21 protein-coding genes are annotated in these 20,778 nt (G+C 52.3%); 9 read left to right on the top strand and 12 right to left on the bottom strand.

Going from position 1 to position 20,778, the window contains the following annotated elements; genetic code table 11:
* The first annotated feature begins 8 nt into the window (after positions 1–8).
* On the top strand, positions 9–1,019 hold the full coding sequence (locus ACTJI9_RS16675) for an HlyD family secretion protein (protein ID WP_115054877.1): 1,011 nt from the start codon (positions 9–11) through the stop codon (positions 1,017–1,019).
* Between the two features lie 153 nt (positions 1,020–1,172).
* Here the strand turns inward: ACTJI9_RS16675 and ACTJI9_RS16670 are convergent, their stop codons facing one another.
* Both ACTJI9_RS16670 and ACTJI9_RS16665 read right to left on the bottom strand, forming a co-directional pair.
* The gene (locus ACTJI9_RS16670; RefSeq protein WP_115054876.1) at positions 1,173–1,424 is read right to left on the bottom strand and encodes a DUF982 domain-containing protein; all 252 of its coding nucleotides are present in this window, start codon (positions 1,422–1,424) and stop codon (positions 1,173–1,175) included.
* 147 nt (positions 1,425–1,571) lie between these two features.
* Positions 1,572–2,396 (bottom strand): alpha/beta fold hydrolase, encoded by an 825-nt coding sequence (locus tag ACTJI9_RS16665; protein ID WP_337353327.1) that lies wholly within the window; start codon positions 2,394–2,396, stop codon positions 1,572–1,574.
* Between the two features lie 205 nt (positions 2,397–2,601).
* On the opposite strand from ACTJI9_RS16665, the gene ACTJI9_RS16660 reads away from it, so the two are divergent.
* On the top strand, positions 2,602–2,916 hold the full coding sequence (locus tag ACTJI9_RS16660; protein ID WP_115054875.1) for a hypothetical protein: 315 nt from the start codon (positions 2,602–2,604) through the stop codon (positions 2,914–2,916).
* A gap of 95 nt (positions 2,917–3,011) precedes the next feature.
* Here the strand turns inward: ACTJI9_RS16660 and ACTJI9_RS16655 are convergent, their stop codons facing one another.
* The 7 genes from ACTJI9_RS16655 to ACTJI9_RS16625 all read right to left on the bottom strand — a co-directional run bounded on the left by ACTJI9_RS16655 (position 3,012) and on the right by ACTJI9_RS16625 (position 10,411).
* On the bottom strand, positions 3,012–3,527 hold the full coding sequence (locus ACTJI9_RS16655) for a DUF995 domain-containing protein (protein WP_115054874.1): 516 nt from the start codon (positions 3,525–3,527) through the stop codon (positions 3,012–3,014).
* A 131-nt stretch (positions 3,528–3,658) separates the two neighbouring features.
* The gene (locus ACTJI9_RS16650; RefSeq protein WP_307276944.1) at positions 3,659–4,603 is read right to left on the bottom strand and encodes a glycoside hydrolase family 26 protein; all 945 of its coding nucleotides are present in this window, start codon (positions 4,601–4,603) and stop codon (positions 3,659–3,661) included.
* Positions 4,604–4,618: 15 nt separating this feature from the next.
* The gene (locus ACTJI9_RS16645; protein WP_440809430.1) at positions 4,619–5,158 is read right to left on the bottom strand and encodes a DUF995 domain-containing protein; all 540 of its coding nucleotides are present in this window, start codon (positions 5,156–5,158) and stop codon (positions 4,619–4,621) included.
* On the bottom strand, positions 5,145–6,554 hold the full coding sequence (locus tag ACTJI9_RS16640) for a UDP-glucose dehydrogenase family protein (protein WP_115054871.1): 1,410 nt from the start codon (positions 6,552–6,554) through the stop codon (positions 5,145–5,147). The genes ACTJI9_RS16645 and ACTJI9_RS16640 overlap by 14 nt, the downstream gene beginning before the upstream one ends.
* Positions 6,555–6,567: 13 nt before the next feature.
* Positions 6,568–8,415, bottom strand: coding sequence for a glycosyltransferase family 2 protein (locus ACTJI9_RS16635; RefSeq protein WP_115054870.1), 1,848 nt, complete (start codon positions 8,413–8,415; stop codon positions 6,568–6,570).
* Entirely contained in the window at positions 8,412–9,398 is a 987-nt protein-coding gene (gene galE, locus ACTJI9_RS16630; RefSeq protein ID WP_440809820.1) for a UDP-glucose 4-epimerase GalE, read from the bottom strand. Before galE ends, ACTJI9_RS16635 begins: the two co-directional genes overlap by 4 nt.
* Positions 9,398–10,411: an NAD-dependent epimerase/dehydratase family protein gene (locus ACTJI9_RS16625; protein WP_115054869.1), complete on the bottom strand. Its 1,014-nt coding sequence runs from the start codon at positions 10,409–10,411 to the stop codon at positions 9,398–9,400. The genes galE and ACTJI9_RS16625 overlap by 1 nt, the downstream gene beginning before the upstream one ends.
* A gap of 558 nt (positions 10,412–10,969) precedes the next feature.
* Between ACTJI9_RS16625 and ACTJI9_RS16620 the strand changes: the two genes are divergently transcribed.
* The 4 genes from ACTJI9_RS16620 (at position 10,970) to ACTJI9_RS16605 (ending at position 13,638) form a co-directional block, all read left to right on the top strand.
* Positions 10,970–12,106: a helix-turn-helix domain-containing protein gene (locus ACTJI9_RS16620; protein WP_440809426.1), complete on the top strand. Its 1,137-nt coding sequence runs from the start codon at positions 10,970–10,972 to the stop codon at positions 12,104–12,106.
* Positions 12,107–12,254: 148 nt separating this feature from the next.
* The gene (locus ACTJI9_RS16615) at positions 12,255–12,554 is read left to right on the top strand and encodes a hypothetical protein (RefSeq protein WP_337353322.1); all 300 of its coding nucleotides are present in this window, start codon (positions 12,255–12,257) and stop codon (positions 12,552–12,554) included.
* A 16-nt stretch (positions 12,555–12,570) separates the two neighbouring features.
* The gene (locus ACTJI9_RS16610) at positions 12,571–12,912 is read left to right on the top strand and encodes a hypothetical protein (RefSeq protein ID WP_440809423.1); all 342 of its coding nucleotides are present in this window, start codon (positions 12,571–12,573) and stop codon (positions 12,910–12,912) included.
* 36 nt (positions 12,913–12,948) lie between these two features.
* Entirely contained in the window at positions 12,949–13,638 is a 690-nt protein-coding gene (locus ACTJI9_RS16605) for a hypothetical protein (protein WP_440809420.1), read from the top strand.
* 59 nt (positions 13,639–13,697) lie between these two features.
* On the opposite strand, the gene ACTJI9_RS16600 is transcribed toward ACTJI9_RS16605, so the two are convergent.
* Positions 13,698–14,519 (bottom strand): class I SAM-dependent methyltransferase, encoded by an 822-nt coding sequence (locus ACTJI9_RS16600; RefSeq protein ID WP_440809417.1) that lies wholly within the window; start codon positions 14,517–14,519, stop codon positions 13,698–13,700.
* Positions 14,520–14,628: 109 nt separating this feature from the next.
* On the opposite strand from ACTJI9_RS16600, the gene ACTJI9_RS16595 reads away from it, so the two are divergent.
* The 3 genes from ACTJI9_RS16595 to ACTJI9_RS16585 are packed head-to-tail and all read left to right on the top strand — an operon-like array spanning position 14,629 to position 17,584.
* On the top strand, positions 14,629–15,762 hold the full coding sequence (locus ACTJI9_RS16595) for an ABC transporter substrate-binding protein (RefSeq protein ID WP_337353318.1): 1,134 nt from the start codon (positions 14,629–14,631) through the stop codon (positions 15,760–15,762).
* A gap of 5 nt (positions 15,763–15,767) precedes the next feature.
* A complete protein-coding gene (locus tag ACTJI9_RS16590) occupies positions 15,768–16,835 on the top strand; it encodes an iron chelate uptake ABC transporter family permease subunit (protein WP_115054864.1) in 1,068 nt (355 codons plus the stop codon).
* Positions 16,829–17,584, top strand: a complete 756-nt coding sequence (locus tag ACTJI9_RS16585) for an ABC transporter ATP-binding protein (RefSeq protein WP_336441356.1) — start codon at positions 16,829–16,831, stop codon at positions 17,582–17,584. Before ACTJI9_RS16590 ends, ACTJI9_RS16585 begins: the two co-directional genes overlap by 7 nt.
* Positions 17,585–17,667: 83 nt before the next feature.
* On the opposite strand, the gene ACTJI9_RS16580 is transcribed toward ACTJI9_RS16585, so the two are convergent.
* Both ACTJI9_RS16580 and ACTJI9_RS16575 read right to left on the bottom strand, forming a co-directional pair.
* Positions 17,668–18,558 carry a LysR family transcriptional regulator gene (locus tag ACTJI9_RS16580; protein ID WP_440809818.1) on the bottom strand — a complete coding sequence of 297 codons (891 nt, stop codon included), beginning with the start codon at positions 18,556–18,558 and terminating at the stop codon, positions 17,668–17,670.
* Positions 18,559–18,682: 124 nt separating this feature from the next.
* Positions 18,683–20,767, bottom strand: coding sequence for a 2Fe-2S iron-sulfur cluster-binding protein (locus ACTJI9_RS16575; protein WP_440809413.1), 2,085 nt, complete (start codon positions 20,765–20,767; stop codon positions 18,683–18,685).
* Positions 20,768–20,778 lie beyond the last annotated feature (11 nt).

Here is a 20,778-nt window from a genome sequence, read left to right as displayed (position 1 = left end):
GTGACCCAATGAAGTACATTCGCAAACGCCCGCGCATTGACAATCTCGATAGGCAACAACGAAAGGGATCCGGCCGCCTGAGCAGATTTGTCTATCTCTTGATGTTGGCAGCACTGGTGCTAACGCTCGCGAACTACCTTGTCGGCGGCATGTTTATCTTGTCGGCCGACGGCATCGTACTGGCAGAGCGTTATATTGTATCTGCCAGCTATCCTGCCACAGTGGACAAGGTGTTGGTTAGTGAGGGCGATAGTGTGACGCAGGGAACCCCTCTTCTTCAGCTCACCTCATTCGAGATGGTGAAAGAGATCGCAGAGCTCTCGGTACGCACAAGTGAACTCGCAGTGCGAGAGGGAGAGCTTCGAGGTAAGGCAGCCAAGAACAAATCACTATTGCCTTTGGCAGAGCGGTCAGCACATGAAAGCAACGATGCAATCTTGCGGCTCGATCGTGTATCGACGCGAGGACTTGTGCTTGCAAATCGAAGGGATGAAGCCTTGACGGCCAACTACAACGCCGCAGAACGCTATGCTCAACTTCAAGCGGAGTTACAGGTCACTGCAAACGAACTCCAAGTGGTTGGTGAGTCACGACAGGTTGCGTCCAACGCAGTTCACAAGATGAAAACAATCTATGGAGACGGCAAGGTAACGGCAGCTGTTTCGGGTGTAGTGGGCTCAAAAGTTCCTGTTCCGGGTCAGGTCGTCCGTCTGGGCGATGAAATGCTGCAAATCAATGGTGGGAAGGCTTACCTGTTTGCTTATTTGCCAGATGAATATCTCTTTCCTGTTACCAAGGGCATGAGGCTTCAGGTTAGTGGCGGCAGCGAGCGGTCGATAGGAACTGTTGAAAAAGTATTGCCGATTGCCGACGCTCTACCGGCAGAGTTTCAAAATTTATTGCGCCCACGCGATCGATCTCGGCTGATCCGGATTGCGCTATCTGAAAACCATCCCTTTGCAGTAACCCAGAAGGTCGTCATCAAAGGATGCATGTTCGGTTGGTGTTGGGTTCGCTAATTGCAGATATGCATAAGCCCATTTGTTTCTCGAACAATGAGACAATCCACGCCGAAGACAGCAACATGAATGTTATCATTCAGACGAAGCTGTCCAACAAAGCGGTTTGGTTGCCATTCACAAACAGAATGGGCGCTATAAAACAAATTTGCTCTAGCGGACTTCCTTAACGTAGATGTCGGCTTCAATCGCCGCCTCTACAAAGATAAGTCTCGCTGCTTCCACCGAAGCAATCCCCGTTTGGGCTTCGTAGCATAGGACACGGGCCTCCATATAAAGAGAGGCTTTCTTCTTCGGCCACCCGGACAGTAAAAACGATGCAGCATCACGTATGGATGCAATCGTCTCATTTCTGCCAAAGTGATTACTTTCCACAATTACCGGCTGAAAGGTAAGATTTGTCATTATGCCCCTGCCAATGCTATGCGCGCTATCGTCGAACGACGCGGCTCATGATTTTTATTTAATAATTAATTAATATCTTGGTCCCCGTGACTCCGGCGTGACATTGTCAAATGCGCACTTGCGTTGACGGAACTGGCAATTCTCAAATCAAGCTGCTTTCCAAAATTGCAGCGTCTTCCCGACGATCGCTTCTGGTGCATCCTCCTGCACCAGGTGCTTTGCATTCGGCACTGGCGTTAATGATACATTCATGCGGCGCGCCAGCTCATGTCCGTCGGCAATCGGAATCCATTCATCTTCCTCGCCCCATATTATTATTGCCGGACAGCGCATTTCTGCGAAGCGCCATTCTATTTCCTCGCTGTATTTATCATCCATCTGGGCGACCTGCCGCCAGAATGCTTTCTGGCCATTGTCCCCAAGCCATGGCGCCAGATAGAGCTGCATCTCGTCCTCACGCAAAGTATTGACGACAGCGGTGCCGATATAGGCTCGCAGCATTGCTTCGTGCAGATATGCTGGCAGTCCGGCAAATATCTGCTCATGCGCCTTGGCAGCCTGCACCAGGGGCGAGCCCTGAGGGCTTATCGCAACTGGATCGATCAGAACGAGCGATCGATAATTTAATCCATTCAATAGCTGCGCGCGCAAGGCCGTCGAGCCACCGAAGTCATGGGCAACGATATCGGGTAAATCAATGCCCCAATGATGAACAAGAGCGGCAAACAACTCATTTTGCACGCCGCGTGATACGTCGGCATCAGGTTTGTCGGAATGGCCGTAGCCGAGCATGTCGAAGTAAAATATACGCCGTTCATTGGCGAGCCATGGTACGATGCGACGCCACACAACCGAAGAAAACGGTGTGCCGTGAAGGACTACCGCTGGAGGACCGTTTCCGAGCACACCCCAAGCAATGGAATGTCCATAAAAGTTAAATCGTTCTGGTAATCGCCAATCACTGACAGACATTTTCTAATCCCGTATTCGGACTGCGTTTTCATAAACGTAGCGGGCAACAGCAAGTTCCGTGTATAGTCCGTTCCGGTGTCTAATGAGCCCTCGCGCATAGATGTAAAAGCAAGAATTTGCATAAAATTGACACGATAGTTCGAGCGGAACATTAAATCCTGTTGATTAGAGTAGGCTCCAGAATAAGAACATTGGAGGCTACCTAATGATATTTTCCATGACTCGCCAGAATACTCTAAAATGGGTAGTGGCAACAGCAATCGGGCTGACAGTTTCTGTTCTCAGCCTAAATGCACAAGCCGGAGAAATCCGCAAACCAAAAGAAGAAACCCGGACAGTTTATCTCGTCAAATATCGGGTTAACAACGAAGTACGTTATGCGAAGAAGCCTATTGGCAAAATCATAAAGGTATCTGCTTCGCGATATATGAACAGCAATCCGTATGTGTGTACACCAAGCGGCTTTGGACAAAAGTCGCGTTGCTACAATCCAGGTGTTTTCAAGCGACCAGACGCATAAGCGGACTTTGCAACAGGGCAGTCGCGCCTAGAGCCTTTCTTGTTTAAATTGAAGCAACAAAGGCTCTAAGCATGCGCGCAGCAAGATATTTATTGTCAGCGAATGCCCTTGAGACGAGACACTTCCTTGCTCACCCGATCGCCTTCGACCAGTTTGAGCGCTTCATCGCCTTCTTGAGCGGGATTGTGCCGGAATACATACCAACTGCCGCCCAGATTTGGCTTTTGATAGATGACGCCATCCTTTTCCCGATGCAGGAAACATGTGACAGCACCACTTCCTCCCTCTTTACTGGACCACAGAGCCCGCAGGCAGAGTTTTCCTCCGTTGGTAGTATACCAACGTCCCTCGCCATAGGACCATGCTGCGCCCTTACGCGACCATGCAGCAAACTTCTTTTGATCATTGGAAAAGAAACCGCCACCGGTTTTCCATTTCCACGTATGCCCGGCATAAAGCTTTTCGAGCGCCGTGGCCTTCATCGGCGACGCTGCAGTGGCAAGTTTTGCCGTCGCGTCGTCAGTTTCTGCTTTGGATGCAGCGCCGGCATTGCCTGCCAGCAATAGAACGGAAAACGCCGAACTTACGATAATTGAACGGATCGGATACATTTTATTTTCCTGACTAACAGATCGGATCCCGCGAGAGTCTTAAGGCTCCCTCATAGGAATCGCATGAACACAAAGGTGGAAGCGGATCGCCGACAGATAAAATCGTCGAACCGCCATGTGACCGTCGGCGATCAATCCAACGGATGGTTGGCGACGCGCCAATCAGGCCGACCAACATTTCTCGGCCAATTGTAGACTTCACGATCATTGAAGTAGACAACTGCTGTCATGGCAGGAAACTCAGCATGCGGCTTGTTTGCTTCCGCAGCCCAATTGCGAACATACTCGTCATCGCCTTCATAGCCTAACTCCGCGATAGCGATTGGTTTGCCAAATGCTGCCACACGAGCATATCCAGGTCCTGTACGCTCAACAAATGTTGTATCGTGACCGACTTCCAGTTTGTCATAGGGCTGATATCCAAAGACGGACAGACCAATAATGTCGACATATTCATCGCCCGGATAGTAGGCTTCCAAACCTTCCTCTCCTTTCGGCGACCACATATATTTGGCTGACGGGAGTTCTTTTCGGCATACATTGTTTACATGTCTGTATGCCTTTACATAACCATCAGGCTTCCAGAAGGCCCAAGTGAACTGTCCGTCATTATCCTCCATTTCCTGCGCCCAACGAATGGTAACAGGGCTTTTCAATTTCGCTGCAGCTGAGCAGACCGCAGACATGTTTGAGTCATACCGTCCAGCGAGAATCCCGCTAAGCAAATCCTCCGGGCTGACGCGCCAGTCGCGTGCCCACGACCAAGGCTCGACAGTGATCAGCAGCGACCTTCCCCGCTCACGCGCATAAGTGTCTGCGGCACTGAGCGTCGCAAGATCCACGTCCTCCCAAGGAAGAAACAGGTGTTCGATCTTGGAGTTGGTATCATTGGTAAAGTCTCCATGAGGATCATACGCACCTGGCGTCACAGCATCAGCCGCGATGACGGGCCGTTTGTCATGAAACGGATTGCGGCTATCGATACTTGCTCCGGAGACCCCGCTGGCAGCATAAACGCCACCGGAAACGCACGCACCGCACAACAAAGCTGCGGTTAATTTAAAGAGATGTTTCATCTCCCCCTCCTTTTCTTATTGTTTGGATAATTGTTCCGCGCCAAGCGCGGTTTTAATGCTGTCACGTTTTTGAGAAACGAGATCGGCGGAAATCAGCTTACTCGCTTCATCGTTTTCGCGGGCTTCGGTGTGCCTGAATACATACCATTCACCATCTGGCTCGCGCTTCTGGTAGATTGTTCCATTGCCGACACGATGTGAAAAACAGGACTTGGCCGGAAACGAGCCCTGTTTGGAATGCCATGTTGCGTTGAAACACAACAGGCCTGTCTCAGAGATAACCCAACGCCCTTCAGCCCAGGATTCGCCTTTTTCACCATCGGCCCATGCACTGAATTGCCGTCCTGCATCGGTCATATGACCGGCGCCGTCGTCCCACTGCCAGCTCTTGTTTTTATAAAGATTGTAGATTTCGAAAGCCATCATGGGGCGAGTTCCCGGCTGTTCAGACGCTCGCGCTGCAGTCGCTGGCGTGGAAACCCAAGTCAAGGCGCAGACAATTGCTGTTATTGTGCGAAAGCCTGTCTGAATCTTTCCAGTTCTAGCGATTGTCATTGGAAACTCCTGCTATCTCGAGATGAGGCTTTTCCGCTTTGCGTCCTTTATGAATCGCGGCGGAAGTATTTTTATCAAATCGAGCTGTCGTCGATCGACCGATGGCTGATACACGAAACCCAATTTCCTCAGCGACGCCCTGTTCAAAAGCATTTCTGAGGTCGATCAATACTGCCTGACGCATGGTCTGCTTCAGACGTGCAAGATCAATTTTGCGGATGCTATCCCATTCCGTAATGACGACGACCGCATCGGCGTTGTGTGCGCATTCATAGGCATCGTCAAAAAACTCGACATCTGAGAGGATGCGACTGGCATTTTCCATACCCACAGGATCATGGGCGCGAATAACAGCGCCAAAACGTTGCAGGGTTTCGATAAGTGGAACCGAAGGTGCGTCACGCATGTCATCGGTATCAGGTTTGAAAGTAAGACCTAGAACCGCTATCGTCCGGCCTTCGACATCACCGTCCAGAGCATCAACAACCTTCAAGGCCATGCGACGTTTGCGCGCCTCATTGGCGGTGACCGTTTCTTCAACAATGCGGACAGCCACACCATAGTCTTGGGCTGTACGTAAAAGCGCCATTGTATCTTTTGGAAAACAAGAACCGCCATAGCCAGGCCCTGCATTGAGGAAGCTTGTTCCAATGCGCTTATCGAGGCCCATGCCTAGCGCCAATTCACTGACATTACTGCCAACCTGCTCGCAAAGATCAGCAAGTTCATTGATAAAGGTGATTTTTGTCGCAAGAAACGCGTTGGCGGCATATTTGATCAGTTCCGAAGTCCGGCGCTGGGTGACCACGATGGGCGTCTTGCGTGCTTCGAGCGGCGCACTATAAAGTTCCATGAGGACCTTGCGGCCACGCTCATCTTCGACTCCGATCACGACACGGTCTGGCTCGAGAAAGTCACGGATAGCGACGCCCTCACGCAAGAATTCAGGATTGGACGCAACTGAGAAAGTACCGGTTTTGCGCACCGACTCAATGATCTTTTGCACAACATCCCCGGTTCCCACGGGGACCGTTGATTTGACGACCACGACAGCATCGTCATCAATGAGTGGCGCCAGTTCCCGAGCGGCCATGTAAACGAAGGACAGATCGGCATCCCCGTGGCCAGCGCGCGGCGGTGTGCCCACTGCAATGAAAATAATCGATGCCCCCGCCAACGCTTCCGCTAGATTACACGTAAATCTTAACCGGCCCGCCGCTGAATTGCGTTCCACCAACTCGTCCAGACCCGGCTCGTAAATCGGTACGATTCCGCGTTCCAAATTGTTTATTTTCTGTGCGTTCTTATCGACGCATACCACCTCGTGGCCCCAGGCGGCGAAGCAAGTCCCGCTGACCAATCCAACGTAGCCTGTTCCTATGACTGCGATTTTCATGTGTTGCCTGCCTTTACTGTTGTTTCAAGTTGTTGCGGTCGTTGGTGCGCCAACGCGGATTGAATATGGTCTTGTGAACATCGCGTCCGCCGACACCTGCGCCGGCAACGGCAAAGCGGTCATCAAATAGAGAGAAGCTTTGGGTTCCCCATGCGAGCGCCTCAACGCCATCGCGGCCCCGTTCAATGGTTGCAAAGCTTGGCAGAGCCAGAAGAGCAAGAAGGCTTGCCGCAACCGCCGGGCGATAAACTCGCGTACGGTAACGGACGGTGTTCTCCCGCGCATGCTGCAAAACGATAACAAACAGGAGCAACGCATAAATCACGGCGTTGATGATGGCGAACACATAGAAGCCACGGCTGCTGTCACTTGCATCTGGGATGAGTATTACTGGCAGGATGGAGAGAACCGCCAAGAACCCATAAGGAGCCAGAACACGGAATGGCAGTGGATCGACTTCGGAAGCTCCCTTCGGCGTGACGCGGAAATCCACGAATGAGCCGGTTGACCAATCCCGAAGTGCCGCCAGGGTTCCAGCGAGCGCCCATGGCCAGCGCGCAAACAAGAACAAGGTCATTTCCATGCTCAGTATTTTTGCATCATGTGAGCGGAACGTGCCAGACGCGCGCCAGCGATAAGCCAGAACAATCAGCATGATCGCCTGAGGCAGAAAATGGTCCAGGAAGGCAGGATAGGTGACTGCAACGAAGCTGTCTCCTACCATCAGCGCAATGATCGGCAAGACAAACATTAACGCCATGAAAAGGGAAAATAGCGGATACCAGAACTGCGAGAACAAAAACTGGAACTTCAATCGCGGCGGTAACTTGCCAACCAATTTTGGTGAATACTGGAGCAGAATCATCATGAGACTGCGCGACCACTGAAACTCCTGCGTGATGAGATCGGCAAAGGTGCGCGGCCCGTCACCATGTGCAATAGCGTCAAGTGCATGCACGCCGCGCCAGCCATAGGCATTCATCATCAGTGTGGTCGAGTGATCCTCTGCCAATTCCGGTCCAAGACCGCCAATTTCTTTAAGCGCCGCCGTGCGCACCGCATAGTGCGAACCGATGCAAAGCGGGGCCAAACCATTATTGTAACCAGCCTGCAATGATCCGTGCATGCTGGCTTCAGCATAAAGTCGGCCGCGCGCTGACCAGCTCTCATGCGCATTGCGATCGCAAATGCTGGGCGCTGAAACATAGCCTACAGCCTCATCGGCAAAGGGGCGCAGCATGTGGAACAGATAGTCAGCCTCGGGTACGTGGTCCGCATCGAGTTGCACTACGAAATCGTAAAAATCATAACCGTAATGGTCGTAAAAGAAAGCAAGATTGCCTTCTTTGCAACGCGTGCGCCGCGGCCAAGTTTGGCGATGGTAGTCCTCGCGTCCCTTACGTGTGGAAACAAAAACCCCATGTTTCTCACACCAAGCGAGCGTTGCAGGAGATGGATCCTCATCGGCAAGCCATGTGTCATGCGGAACATCTTGAGCCAGCATGGCGCGCAAAGTCTCGGCCACAATTTCAAAGGGTTCCGACGGCGCCTTTGTCACCACCATAGCGATGCGGCTTAGCGCCGGAAGCTTCAACGGTCCATTGGGACGACGTGCCCGAAAAAACAGAACGATGAAGTAAGCAGGCAGTAATGTTACCCAGGCCAGAATGGCCGTAACCAGAATTGAGCCTGCAAGATTTACATGATTGGCAGGATCAAACCACCAGTACCAAAAATAAAAAAGCGCCGCAGCCCACAACAGTGACCCGAACAAATATTCCACCCGCCGCCAGCCGGTAAAAACAGGAACCATCAAAGGCTCATCTGGGGCCGCCTCAAATATTGTCCGATGGGCTTTCATGCCAGCACCTTCAAGCCGAAGAAGGGCGCAGCGGTGCGGATGATCGTATCAAGATCGGAGTAAAACGTCTGAAAACCTAGCTTTTCTGCTGCAAGTGCTGGATCAGCATAAAGAGCCGGAGGATCGCCAGCACGACGAGCACGCATTTCAACGGGTACGTTGCGTCCCGTCAGACGCTTGATCGCGTCGAGAATGTCCTTGATTGACGTTCCGTGCCCGGTGCCAAGATTGATAGCGAGATTGCCGCCGCCATTGACGAGATGTTCCACTGCCAGCACATGCGCGCGCGCCAGGTCGGAGACATGGATGTAATCACGAATGCAGGTGCCGTCAGGCGTGTCATAATCACTGCCAAAGACTTCCAAAAAGTCGATACTGCCCGCTGCAGCCATCATGGCTCGCGGAATGAGATGCGTTTCCGGATCATGTTTCTCGCCGATTTCGCCGTCGATGTCCGCCCCGGAGGCATTGAAATAACGCAGCGCCACATATTGCAGGTCATAGGCAGCCGAATAATCGGCGAGCATTTGCTCCACAATCAGCTTGGTTCGGCCATAGGGATTTATGGGGTGTTGCACCTCGGCTTCACGAATGGGCAATTGATCGGGGATACCATAGGTTGCACAGCTCGACGAAAAGATGACATTGCGTGCACCTGCGAGACGGCAAGCATCCAGAAGCGACTGCGTTCCACTAACATTATTGCGATAATATTTAGCCGGATTTTCGACGGATTCACCGACATAGGCAGAGGCGGCGAAATGAATTACGGCGATCGGGTCGTGATCTTCGATAACGTCGGTAAGCTGCTGCGTGTCGAGAATGTCACCTTCTATGAAGGTGCCCCAACGTATGGATGCAAGATGCCCTGTCGAGAGATTGTCATAAACCACAGGGTTGTAACCCTGCCTCGACAGCAGCTTGGCGGTGTGACTTCCAATAAAGCCTGCTCCGCCAACGACGATGACGTTCTTTGCGTTCATCATGCCACCTCTGCAAGTTCCCCATTGGGTCTGACGAGCTGGCGTTCGAAATAGGTTATTGTCGATTTCAGACCTTCCGTCAGCGCAATTTTCGGCGCCCACCCGAGGTCCCGCTCCGCCAACGTAATATCAGGACGGCGTTGGCGAGGATCGTCTGTAGGAAGAGGGTGATAGACGATTTTGGATGAGGAGCCTGTCATCGCGACAATCTGCTCGGCCAATTCACGCACGGTGAATTCACCAGGATTACCAATATTAACCGGCGTATGAATGGCGCGAGGGCTATACATCAACCGGCTAAAGCCATCAATGAGATCGTCAACGTAACAGAAGGAACGGGTCTGAGATCCGTCACCATACACGGTTATATCTTTACCCCGAAGCGCCTGTGTGATGAAATTTGATACGACTCGCCCATCATCGGGACGCATGCGTGGTCCGTAGGTATTGAAAATGCGCACGATACGGATGTCGACACCATGTTGTTTATGGAAGTCGTAAAAAAGGGTTTCGGCACAACGCTTGCCTTCATCATAACAGGAGCGCGGGCCGAAAGAATTGACATTGCCCCAATAGCTCTCTGGCTGTGGGTGCACATGCGGGTCGCCATACACTTCCGAGGTAGAAGCCTGAAAAATCCGGGCCTGATAACGAGCGGCGAGTTGGAGAAGATTCAGTGAACCAATCACATTGGTCTTCATCGTATGGATTGGATCTGCTTGATAGTGCGGCGGTGACGCCGGACAAGCGAGATTGTATATTTCGTCGACCGGAAGATCGATCGGATCAATGATGTCGTGGCGCACATAGCTAAACGTGTCAAAGCGCAGCAGATGACGGATGTTTTCCAGTCGTCCTGTAGAGAAATTATCGACACAGACTACCGTCCGGCCTTCCCTCAGCAAAAGATCACAAAGGTGAGATCCCAGAAACCCAGCACCGCCAGCGACAAGAACCCGCGCTTTTGAGGCACGATCAGAAGGAAAGTTTGATGAATTGAACACGATACCCACAGAGCTCTCCCAACATTTGCGGCGGATAGCTTTAATTATCGTGTAGGCCCCCTCCTATCGATATCGAGGAATCCGGAAACTATTCAATACGTCCATATTTGCATGTGCTGCGGGCATTAAGCATGAATTAGATGGCCAACGGATGTGGCGACGCGCGCGCATACAAAGGCTGCCAAGCCTTACGGGAATACTTGTTCATTCCTGGTTCAGGATCTGGCGGGCATCAAGGGGCAATCGATTGACTTGGTGCGGAGGAATTCACATGTGCTACATGAAAGAGAAAGTTCTCTATGTAAAATTCCTAAAGCGGCAACTTAAATCTATGAACAACTCAAAGTAAAATGACAGCGGAACCTGCGACAACTAGATTTCCTGATCCTTTCACTTGGTGTTTTTGAGTTTGTTTACTGTCTGCGTGATAGGGATGGCGTGTGAAGCGATCTTTCAAGATGACGAACCCTGCAGATTTGGCAGACGAGCTGAGACACCTACGCAATATCTACCATCGTAGTGATAGGTGGCGGCGTTCGAACTTCGCGTCTCGGCTGGGAGGCAGTAATGTCTGACAATGGTGATAATTCCCAACCAAAGCAGACGTCGATGGAACGACGTCGTTGGCCACGCGTGACGGAAGATCCCGTCGGCGAAGATGACTTGAAAACGCCTGCGTTGCTTCCATTGCGTTTTGAAACGGAAAAATTAACGGCACGCGAGCAATTTCCTGCCTGGCAGGAATATATGGCCCCGCTGGCCGATACGCGTCTGCCGGATGATGTTGATCTAGCAGACGGGTTTGTCGCTCGACAAATTGTGTGGAATTTGGGCGGCATGTTGTTCCTGCAGCAAACTGCACCAGCTTTCAGTTATGAACGCTCGCCGGATACGGTACGATTCAGTTCAATTGACCATTGGCAGATCACACTCCTTCGTGCCGGTCGCACCTGGACCGGCGTTAATGGACGGGTTGCACAAAATGAACCGGGAATGATTGAAATACGGTCACTCGGCCATCCGTTCAGCGGGCGTGCGTTGGCAACGGATTCGCTCAGTCTGATCATTCCGGTCGACGTATTTGCCGTTCGAGGAGGCCTGACGACGGCGAGGAACAACATCGTTTTGGGTGGACATCGAGCCAGACTCTTGATTGATCATATGTCGAGTGTCGAAGCCAATCTCGATCGTTTCACTTATGACGACCTCCCGGGTGTCAAGGAGCGCCTCCAAGAGATGGTGTTTGATGCAATCACTCCTTTGGTAGACCATGGTGGCGTCAGCGATCAGATTTCGCAAATTGGATTAATAACGCGAGCCAGACGCTTCATTTTGAACAATCTTGCGTCGCCTGAATTGACGCCGGATGCTCTTGGACGGGAACTGGCGATCTCGAGAACACGGCTTTACGAACTTTTCGAAATGTCCGGCGGCGTTGCGAACTATATTCGGCGGCGACGCCTGTCTGCAGCACATGCCATGTTGGCGGATCCCACAGATACAAGAAAAATCGCCGAAGTTGGTTTGGCAATCGGCTTTGATTCAGCTGCGAACTTCAGTCGCGCCTTTACGCAGCAATTTGGCTATAGCCCTAGCAATATACACAAGCGAGCGTCAATGGACCCCACGCGCCCGGTTTGGCAACCGGACAAGCAGCCAGAGATCACATTCGAAAGTCTGTTGCGAACACTCGGGCTGTCATGAACGGGACCGGCTGACCTGCAGCACGACAGCAACCTTATACATCTGCAATTGCTGGAGATTGCCGATCCAATGATTCCTCACCGACCATAATGGAACCATGCTCGCGTTCACCACTTCTATATTCTAGCGAATATTTTTGGAGCGTAGGATGGACACCGGCAATCTTCAAATACAGGGCATATGCCTTGCGATAGCTTCCCTGAATAAGCTGCTTATCGCCAAGGGCGTACTTTCAGACGGTGAAATTGACACCGCTCTCCAGGCTGCAGAAGTTGCAGCCTCCAGCGACGAGCGTTTTTTTGAGAGCCTCACGCCTCCCCAGCGCGATGCAGTCACTTTCCCAATCAGGTTTCTTCAAGAAGCCAATCAACGCGGTGACGATCTGTCTTTCAGCGCCCTTGCCAAAGCAGTGGGCGAAAACAAGAAGCCGTATAACGATCAAATCTAATTTCCAAGAGGAAGCGATGCAAAACGACCCAACAGTACCGATACCAAATCTCGTCGACATTACCGCCCGCTCGGAGACGCCTCTCACGGACGAAGTGCTTGGCAAAGTCAATGAGACTTTCACTGATCGTACCGGCACAGATACTGAACTTGGATTTCGCCTGGCAGCTCTGAAACATGAGGTGGAGCGCTTAAAGGAATCGGTGATGCTTCTATCATCCGGCGCCAGAGATATTCTGGTGGATTCACCGTCATTGGCACAGGAAGAACTCAGGAGCCGTATTCGAGCTAACCCTCTGCCATACATGGCTTATGCCGCAGGGGCGGCTTTTCTGATGGGCAGATACTTATCACGATAATCGGATCGTCGTGAGCAAAACAACGGTGGAATATACATGGCAAAGATTGTGGAAACCATCGTCAGGAAAAGCGCGGAGCATCCTAGTCAAAGGACGGTGGAATTTATCAGCGACGACGCAAATCATGTCGAGGTAAGTTTGGAACACCCCGGCGATCTGAGCCATAGTGAGATTATTGCCCGAGCAAGACAGTTGCTGGCGCAGTACTTAAGCCTGGTGACAGCAGCACCGTCGCATATTGGAGAATCCGAACAACCAGCAGGTCCAGTCCCACCCGCGGATCCTCTACTGAAAGACTATCGGCCAGATGGTGAACTGGTTCCTGTTCCGCTGGAAGGAATGATCGAGCCGAGTTCACGCGATAACGACAATGAGGAGGCCGAAATGCAAATTCTGAGTACATTGGTAACGCCAGATGCAACGGAAGGGCTTACACGGATAGAATTCCTTGGCGAAGGCAGAGAATCTGTCGTTGTTACAGTTAAAAACACGCAGGGCGATCATGGCGATGCACTTATGGCAAGGGCCAAGGCGATGCTGGTACAAATCGCAGCATTCGGAGAAACCGCCGAACCCGCACCACAAGGCAGACGTACAGCTGGACGGGCAGAGGATGCCGATACGCTGAATGAACAGTTGGATGAAGGACTGGAGCAAAGTTTCCCCGGGAGCGATCCGATCTCTGTCACCAATACATCCATTCCGGGGCAACCCAAGCCCGCGTGAAAGCTAGAATGCAAGCCGTCAGCGCTGTCACCCGTCGCTGTCGGCGAACCGGGCTTTCTCTATCGCGAATTGGTGTCACCCTTCGTTGCGACGATGGCGTAGCGATGTTGCGTGATACGCGCCACGCCTTTCCAGAAGCCAAGATGCTTGGCCTGGGCGCGAAATATCCGGCGCAGATTGCTGTCAATCTGAACCGATTCGAAGCCAGCTTCGACCAATAGCTCGGCAACTGCGCCAGCCCGTGCACCCTTTGAGAAATGAACGCGCGAAAGAATGTTCCGGTGAGTTTCTAAAAGCTGGGGTGACATTTTCGCAGTTTCTGCAGAAGCAATGCCCAGTCGCTGGAAGAATGTGGAGAGTTTCGTCACGATCTGTTCCTTGAGGCTGACGTTTACGAAATCGCCATCAACGATTAGGAGCTGACCGCCCGGTTTGAGAATTCGGTACCATTCTGCAAACGCAGCTGTCGGATCAACCAATGTCCAAACCAGATGACGATTTGTGATGACGTCATAGTGGCTGTCTGGCTCCATGGTATTTTCTGCATCGCCCAGTCTGAACGTTATGTTCCGTCCCCTGGTCGCTACTTTTTCGCGAGCCCGCTTTAGCATCGGCTCGGCCCAATCCATACCGGTTACCGAGAAGCCGAGGTCGTCAAGCAGATGGGATACCACTGCCGTTCCGCATGCAAGGTCCAAAGCCGCTCGACCTTCACCGCGCCCCAGATGCCGGGAAATCAAATCATGCCATGCGGCCCGCTCTTTTTCCGAAAATATCTCGTGACCGGGCGACAAATCGAAGGTTGATGCACGCTCCGACCAGTATGCTTTGATTTCGTCCCGCAGATTATAGTTTGTTCCATCGACAAGGCCGTTTGCCATCTGTGTCCCGTACCGCATCAAGTGCTAATGTTTCGAATGGCATATCTTATATGTTGACTTGCGAAGTCATAAAATAATAGAACGCCTGAGTTTTCATGGAGTACGGGCGATGCGTTTGTTTGGCAAGGTGGCTTTTGCCGCCATGGGTTGGTCTGTGATTTTGTCGAGCGCGGCGCTCGCAGACAAAATATCGATTAAAGACATTACCGGTCGTAATGTGGAGGTCAATGTTCCTGTCGAGCACGTCATTTTAGGTGAAGGTCGACAGGTATATTTCACGGCAATCCTGGATCGTGACAATCCATTCAAGCGTGTCGTAGGCTGGCGCGACGATTTACCCAAAGCCGATCCCGAGAGTTATTCGGCCTACCTGGAAAAAGATCCTTCAATTGCCAAGATTCCGACTTTCGGCGGCATGAAAGACGGGACATTTGACGTCGAGCAGGCTGTCTCCTTGAAGCCTGACGTCATCATCATGAATGTTGATGCCAAGACCGCCACCGAAGAGGCCGGATATATTGAAAAGCTTGGCAAGGTAGGTATCCCGATCGTCTATATCGATTTCCGCGAAAAGCCGATGGAAAATACCGAAGCAAGCATCCGTATTATCGGCAAGCTTTTCGGTAAAGAAGATAAGGCCGAAGAGTTCGTCAAATTCCGGGCTGACAACATCGCAAAGGTTACGGATGTGCTGGCAAAGGCCAATGCCCCGAAGCCCTTGGTATTTATAGAGCGCGCTGGCGGCTATTCGGATGATTGTTGCATGTCGTTCGGCAATGAGAACTTCGGCAAGATGGTTGAAACGGCTGGCGGCATTAACATGGCGAAGGATATTATCCCGGGCACTTTCGGAAACGTCCACCCTGAACAGATTATCGCGTCCAATCCCGATCAGATCATTATTACGGGCGGCAATTGGGAGGGTTACGTGCCTGGCGGCAACTGGGTCGGCGTAGGCTACGGTGCCGACGAAAAGGAAGCACGGCGCAAGCTTGATGCCCTGACAAAACGCCCTGCATTCACGGGTGTCAAGGCTGTCAAAGAGGGCAATGTTCACGCCATCTGGCATCAATTCTACAATAATCCCTATCAGTTCGTCGCGATTCAGGAAATTGCGAAATGGCTGCATCCAGATCTTTTCGCAGACCTCGACCCAACGGCGACATTCAAGGAGCTGCACACGCGCTTTTTGCCGCTTGATTATAAGTCCGGTTATTTCGTTTCGCTTAAAGACGGGCAATAGATCGGATGGTTGCTATTATCGCCGAGAACCCCGCGCATACGGGGCAGGCAGCATATCGAATGTTGGTTCTACGCCGCACAGTGCTCATTGCTCTGTTGGTCGCAGGCCTATTTCTGAGCGTGTCCGTTGATATGGCTCTTGGGCCTGCGAATTATTCGCTTTCGGAGGTATTGGCGACCCTTTTTAGTCCCTTCGCCGCTACCGACCAGCTTCGTGTGGTTATATGGGACATACGCATGCCGATTGCGCTCATGGCGCTGACGGTGGGTGCCTCGCTTTCCGTGGCTGGCGCACAAATGCAAACAATCCTTGCCAACCCACTTGCCAGCCCCTTTACCTTAGGCATCTCGGCCGCAGCTGGCTTTGGTGCGGCGCTCGCACTAGTCGGAGGGGTCGCCGTGTTTCCGCTGGCGACGCAATTCATGGTGCCGATCAACGCTTTCTTGATGGCTATGCTCGCAGCTTTGTTTATCCATTTTGCCTCTACAATGCGCGGCGTTGCCGTGGAAACAATTGTGCTGCTCGGGATCGCGTTGGTCTTCACATTCAACGCGCTTCTATCACTGCTCGAATATCTTGCCTCCGAACAAGCATTGGCGGCTGTGGTGTTCTGGACGATGGGTAGCCTGACCAAAGCAACCTGGCCCAAAGTCGCGATAACCGCTGCCATCGTAATTGTCGTCATGCCCCTCTTTGCAAGACGTGCCTGGGCGCTGACGGCATTGCGTCTGGGAGAAGACAAGGCAGCAAGCCTTGGCATCAATGTGCGTCGCTTGCGTCTGGAAACCATGATGACAGTCAGCCTTCTGGCAGCCATTCCCGTTTCGTTCGTCGGTACCATCGGTTTTATTGGCCTGGTGGGACCTCATATTGCGCGTATGCTGGTCGGTGAAGATCAACGCTTCTTTCTTCCCGCTTCCGCCCTCTGCGGGGCACTTCTCTTGTCGGCAACGTCAGTTGTAAGCAAGACATTGATACCAGGCGCCATGCTGCCGATCGGGGTCATGACAGCTTTGGTCGGCGTGCCGTTTTTCTTCGTGCTCATTTTCACACATCGGAAGAAGTCATGGTAAGCATTGCGCTGGAACAGCTGGGTGCGCAATATGGCAAGCATAAAGTACTTGCCGATGTCACCACCGATGTTTTGAAGGCTGGCAGTATGACCGCTGTTATCGGGCCGAATGCCGCGGGCAAGTCAACGCTATTCAAACGCATTGCCGGTCTTATCTCCGGAGCAGGTCTGGTTCACTTGTCTGATACAGAAAAAGGTTCGGAAACGATCTGCTACATGCCTCAGGATACCGGAGCCAATGCGGTTTTAACTGTCTATGAGTCCATACTACTGGCCGCCAAGCAGGGTTCCGGCTGGAAAGTCCACGACAGGGAACTTCGCGAGATCGACCATATCCTAGCGGCGCTCAAGATCGAAGCGCTCGCCTTCAAGGGTCTTGGCGAACTATCAGGTGGACAGCGTCAGCTTGTTTCGATTGCACAGGCCTTGATCCGCAAACCCGAGGTGTTGCTGATGGATGAGCCCACTTCAGCGCTTGACCTTTTCAGACAGGTCGAAGTTCTTGGTTTCATGAAGAACCTTGCTGCGCAATCGGGGCTCACAGTCATGATCGCGTTACACGATCTCAACCATGCTCTGCGCTATTGCGACCAGACGATCGTGATTGCTGATGGCTCAATGATTGCAAGCGGGCCGACTCATGACGTGATATCGGAAGTACTTCTTCGTGACATCTATCGCGTCGAGGCGCGCATCGAGAACTGTTCCAAGGGAAGGCCTATGGTTATTGTCGATGGGGCCGTGGTTTGACTGCGGAGTAATTTCTGGCCTGTGACGAACTCCAAACTGCGCGCAATCGCGCGCAGAACCACGGATGCGAGAGCGGTAGGAGCTTAATTCAGCAGTCTGTTTTCACGAAGTCGCGTTACTGCCAGCTCCACGAAGGCCCTTACCTTTGCTGGAGCCTGGCGCCCCTCGGGATGAAGAACGTGAATGGGCAGCGGCGCTTCCTCATAATCGGCAAGCACGATTTGCAATTTTTCTTCCAATAAGGCTGGGCCAATCTGATAATGGAGCACGCGCGTAAGGCCGAAACCGGCCGCTGCGGTTGTGATGGCCGCCTCGTTTGTATTGGATTGTAACCATGTCTGTATGGTTACCCGTTGATCATTGGCGAAGCGCCACTCCGGCGATGCCCAGGCGCCTGTCGAAGCAATAATGCGATGATCCTTGAGGTCGGCAGGCGTCGACGGAATACCACGCTCCCTGAAATACGCCGGAGCTCCACAAACGACCCGCCGCACCAAACCGACTTTGGTTGCCGAAAAGCCTGAGTCTGGAAGATGGCCAATGCGAACCGCAACGTCGATCCCCTCTTCAACGATGTTGACCGGACGATCGACAAAAAGAATGCGGCCGTTGACCGCCGGATAGCTGCCGAGATACTCGTGCATTATTGGAAGGACATACATCTGACCGAACAGCATTGATGCGGTAACAGCGAGTGTCCCCGACGGTTTCGCATAGGAACCCGCAGCTGCGGCCTCTGCCTCGACTATGTCAGACAAAATTCGGCGGCAATCTTCCAGATAGCGATTTCCCGGCTCTGTCAGCTTTACTGAACGTGTGGTGCGAACAAAGAGCCTTGCACCAATTATATCTTCTAGAGCAGCCACTGCACGCGTTACGGCCGGTGGACTCATGTGCAATTGACGTGCTGATTCAGCAAAACTTTCGGTCTCTGCCACTTTTACAAATATTCGCATTGCCTGCCAACGGTCCACCATCTACCTCGTCCTTCGAGTAATCACGAAGGATCGTGCAAGAACTAACGGTTGGGTACAAGTGTGCGAGGCAGCACATCACTGAAATAATGAAAATGCCACCCGTATGGGCCACCGAGGAGTCTTAAAGCGCGATCTGTAATCCACCAGCGCCTTCATTTCCGACAGATGCCGGATAGGCACTGCATATCAGGACCTCGCCATCGCCTATCGCAGCTTCCGGAGGCTTTTTGTATGCCACGTTTCCTTTGACAAGTTTAGTCACGCAAGTTCCGCAAGTTCCGCTCCGGCAGCTAAATTCGGGAGTCAGACCCCGTGCTTCGGCAAGTTCCAGCAGCGTTCCGCTTTCAGGGAGCCATCGGGTTTCCTTGGCAGATTCAGTAAAAATGACCGGTACGGAGACCGTCGAGGGAGCCAGACTTTCATTTCCGTCTACCCTATCTGCATCCGCTTGTCTGGAGATTGATCCGGGACCGAAGCTCTCGGCAAAAATGCGTTTGTCAGGCACATTCAAGGATCGCAAAGCAGAGTAGGTGTCCTGCATGAAAGCGGACGGCCCGCACAGATAGAAATCGAAATCGTCGAAGGGCAAAACTTTTTTAATCAGCTCTATATTGATGCGCCCCGCTTCATCGAAGTCGACGCCGTGCGTCGCATCTTCGGTCGCTGAAAGGACTTTTACGAGACGAACTGCTCCATTGGCTTCGAACACCAAATCCGCAAGCTCGGCGCCAAACCCTTGCTCGGCCTTTGTGCGAGCGGAATAAATCATCCAGGTTTTGCGCATTCTCTGTTTTCTCCGACCCTCATAAACAAGGTGCCGAAGCATTGCCAACATTGGCGTGATGCCAATACCAGCTGCCAACAACACAACTGGTCGTGGCTCCAGTGGATCAATGGTAAAGCCGCCCGCAGGTGTGCGAGCCTCTATGATAGATCCAACTTTCAATTGATGCAGAACCCCGGATATCCGGCCATCCTTTTTCACACTGATCCGGTACACTCCGTCCGATGGTGCAACCGAAAGCGTATATGTCCTGATAAGAGGGGCGCTTTCTTTATCGATGGAAATGCGTACAGGAAGATGCTGGCCCGCGGCGTGAGGAATCAACCCTGCCCCGTCGTTCGGCGAAAGATAAATGGACTTTATAACCGAACTTTCATCGACGATCCGATCTACTCTAAAAGGCCGCCAGGCCTTCGCAAGTTCGGTGGCCCTCTGGCGATTGGCTGCTTGGTGCCAATCACCTGTCATCGTTGAAAAGGGGCTTTCACCATTTCGTCGGGTTGCCCAGCGCAGTGGCAGCGCCTCGCGTCTTCTCACAATGCGTTCGGGGCGAAAATTCCATAATCGTTCAGCGCCCTGAAAGGCGGCAATTTCGGGAGAATCGAGAATGACCTCGGCTCGCCCACTCATCTGCAAAAGTTCCCCTGTATCAAAGCTTGCAAACACCAGTCCGGCGCGACCATTCAAGGCAATGTTGCCCAGCGTGTTGAAGAACAGATTGCCGTTAAAATCGGGAATCGTGAGAAGACCATCTGGTCCGATACGAACGAAACCAGGTTTTCCGCCCCGATGCGATACATCGACCTGGCGATTGCCTTCGACCTGTGCATAAGAGGCAACAAAAAACGTATCCGCCTTCAAGATCAGATCTCTGGCTTCCTCATCAAGCCCGCCGAGCACTTCCGCCGTGGTGTGGAATTCAACGGCTGGATCACGAACGAACTCATAATCCCGATATTGGATATACCGGGGGCAATTCCCGAAACTATGCACAACTTGAAGATCGATTTGCGCTTCAGTGCAATTAGCGACGATACCGTTCAGCCGGTTTCGGCGTCGCGTATGAAGCTCTATGCCCAAGATACCAATGGAATCCCCTTCATTCATCCCGAAAATGGCCGGATCACCGGGATCGCGGAGGGCAGCAATTTTAAGACTGTGCTCATTTGTGGCGCTCATGAACCCGGGCTTACCCGCCAAAAACGTAGCCCATGGATCACCATTGCCGTCTACGGCACCGACAACCACAAAAGGCAGTTGTGGATAAAAATTCCGGTGCTGTTCAATCAAGCGGTCCCGGATGAATCGCCGCCCAATATCTTCCATTTTATCCAAAACACCGACAGCGTTCTGGAGTTTCTTTTCGCCTTCGTGCCATGGCGATACCGCCAGCTCATATACAACTTGGCCGTTGACCGACATGGCTCTCTCCT

This window comes from Phyllobacterium sp. 22552 (assembly GCF_052044585.1).
Lineage (GTDB): Bacteria > Pseudomonadota > Alphaproteobacteria > Rhizobiales > Rhizobiaceae > Phyllobacterium > Phyllobacterium ifriqiyense.
The sequence above is the reverse complement of the archived record's forward strand: the minus strand, read 5'-3'. Positions and strand labels throughout refer to the sequence as shown.

Bases quoted from the DNA above. Each gene is read 5' to 3' on its own strand.
- ACTJI9_RS16600 (WP_440809417.1), bottom strand. From the start codon at position 14,519: ATGGCAAACGGCCTTGTCGATGGAACAAACTATAATCTGCGGGACGAA.
- ACTJI9_RS16645 (WP_440809430.1), bottom strand. From the start codon at position 5,158: ATGACAATCGCTAGAACTGGAAAGATTCAGACAGGCTTTCGCACAATA.
- ACTJI9_RS16615 (WP_337353322.1), top strand. From the start codon at position 12,255: ATGGACACCGGCAATCTTCAAATACAGGGCATATGCCTTGCGATAGCT.
- ACTJI9_RS16620 (WP_440809426.1), top strand. From the start codon at position 10,970: ATGTCTGACAATGGTGATAATTCCCAACCAAAGCAGACGTCGATGGAA.
- galE (WP_440809820.1), bottom strand. From the start codon at position 9,398: ATGAACGCAAAGAACGTCATCGTCGTTGGCGGAGCAGGCTTTATTGGA.
- ACTJI9_RS16650 (WP_307276944.1), bottom strand. From the start codon at position 4,603: ATGAAACATCTCTTTAAATTAACCGCAGCTTTGTTGTGCGGTGCGTGC.
- ACTJI9_RS16610 (WP_440809423.1), top strand. From the start codon at position 12,571: ATGCAAAACGACCCAACAGTACCGATACCAAATCTCGTCGACATTACC.
- ACTJI9_RS16590 (WP_115054864.1), top strand. From the start codon at position 15,768: ATGGTTGCTATTATCGCCGAGAACCCCGCGCATACGGGGCAGGCAGCA.
- ACTJI9_RS16670 (WP_115054876.1), bottom strand. From the start codon at position 1,424: ATGACAAATCTTACCTTTCAGCCGGTAATTGTGGAAAGTAATCACTTT.
- ACTJI9_RS16605 (WP_440809420.1), top strand. From the start codon at position 12,949: ATGGCAAAGATTGTGGAAACCATCGTCAGGAAAAGCGCGGAGCATCCT.
- ACTJI9_RS16675 (WP_115054877.1), top strand. From the start codon at position 9: ATGAAGTACATTCGCAAACGCCCGCGCATTGACAATCTCGATAGGCAA.
- ACTJI9_RS16655 (WP_115054874.1), bottom strand. From the start codon at position 3,527: ATGTATCCGATCCGTTCAATTATCGTAAGTTCGGCGTTTTCCGTTCTA.
- ACTJI9_RS16660 (WP_115054875.1), top strand. From the start codon at position 2,602: ATGATATTTTCCATGACTCGCCAGAATACTCTAAAATGGGTAGTGGCA.
- ACTJI9_RS16575 (WP_440809413.1), bottom strand. From the start codon at position 20,767: ATGTCGGTCAACGGCCAAGTTGTATATGAGCTGGCGGTATCGCCATGG.
- ACTJI9_RS16665 (WP_337353327.1), bottom strand. From the start codon at position 2,396: ATGTCTGTCAGTGATTGGCGATTACCAGAACGATTTAACTTTTATGGA.
- ACTJI9_RS16595 (WP_337353318.1), top strand. From the start codon at position 14,629: ATGCGTTTGTTTGGCAAGGTGGCTTTTGCCGCCATGGGTTGGTCTGTG.
- ACTJI9_RS16640 (WP_115054871.1), bottom strand. From the start codon at position 6,554: ATGAAAATCGCAGTCATAGGAACAGGCTACGTTGGATTGGTCAGCGGG.
- ACTJI9_RS16585 (WP_336441356.1), top strand. From the start codon at position 16,829: ATGGTAAGCATTGCGCTGGAACAGCTGGGTGCGCAATATGGCAAGCAT.
- ACTJI9_RS16635 (WP_115054870.1), bottom strand. From the start codon at position 8,415: ATGAAAGCCCATCGGACAATATTTGAGGCGGCCCCAGATGAGCCTTTG.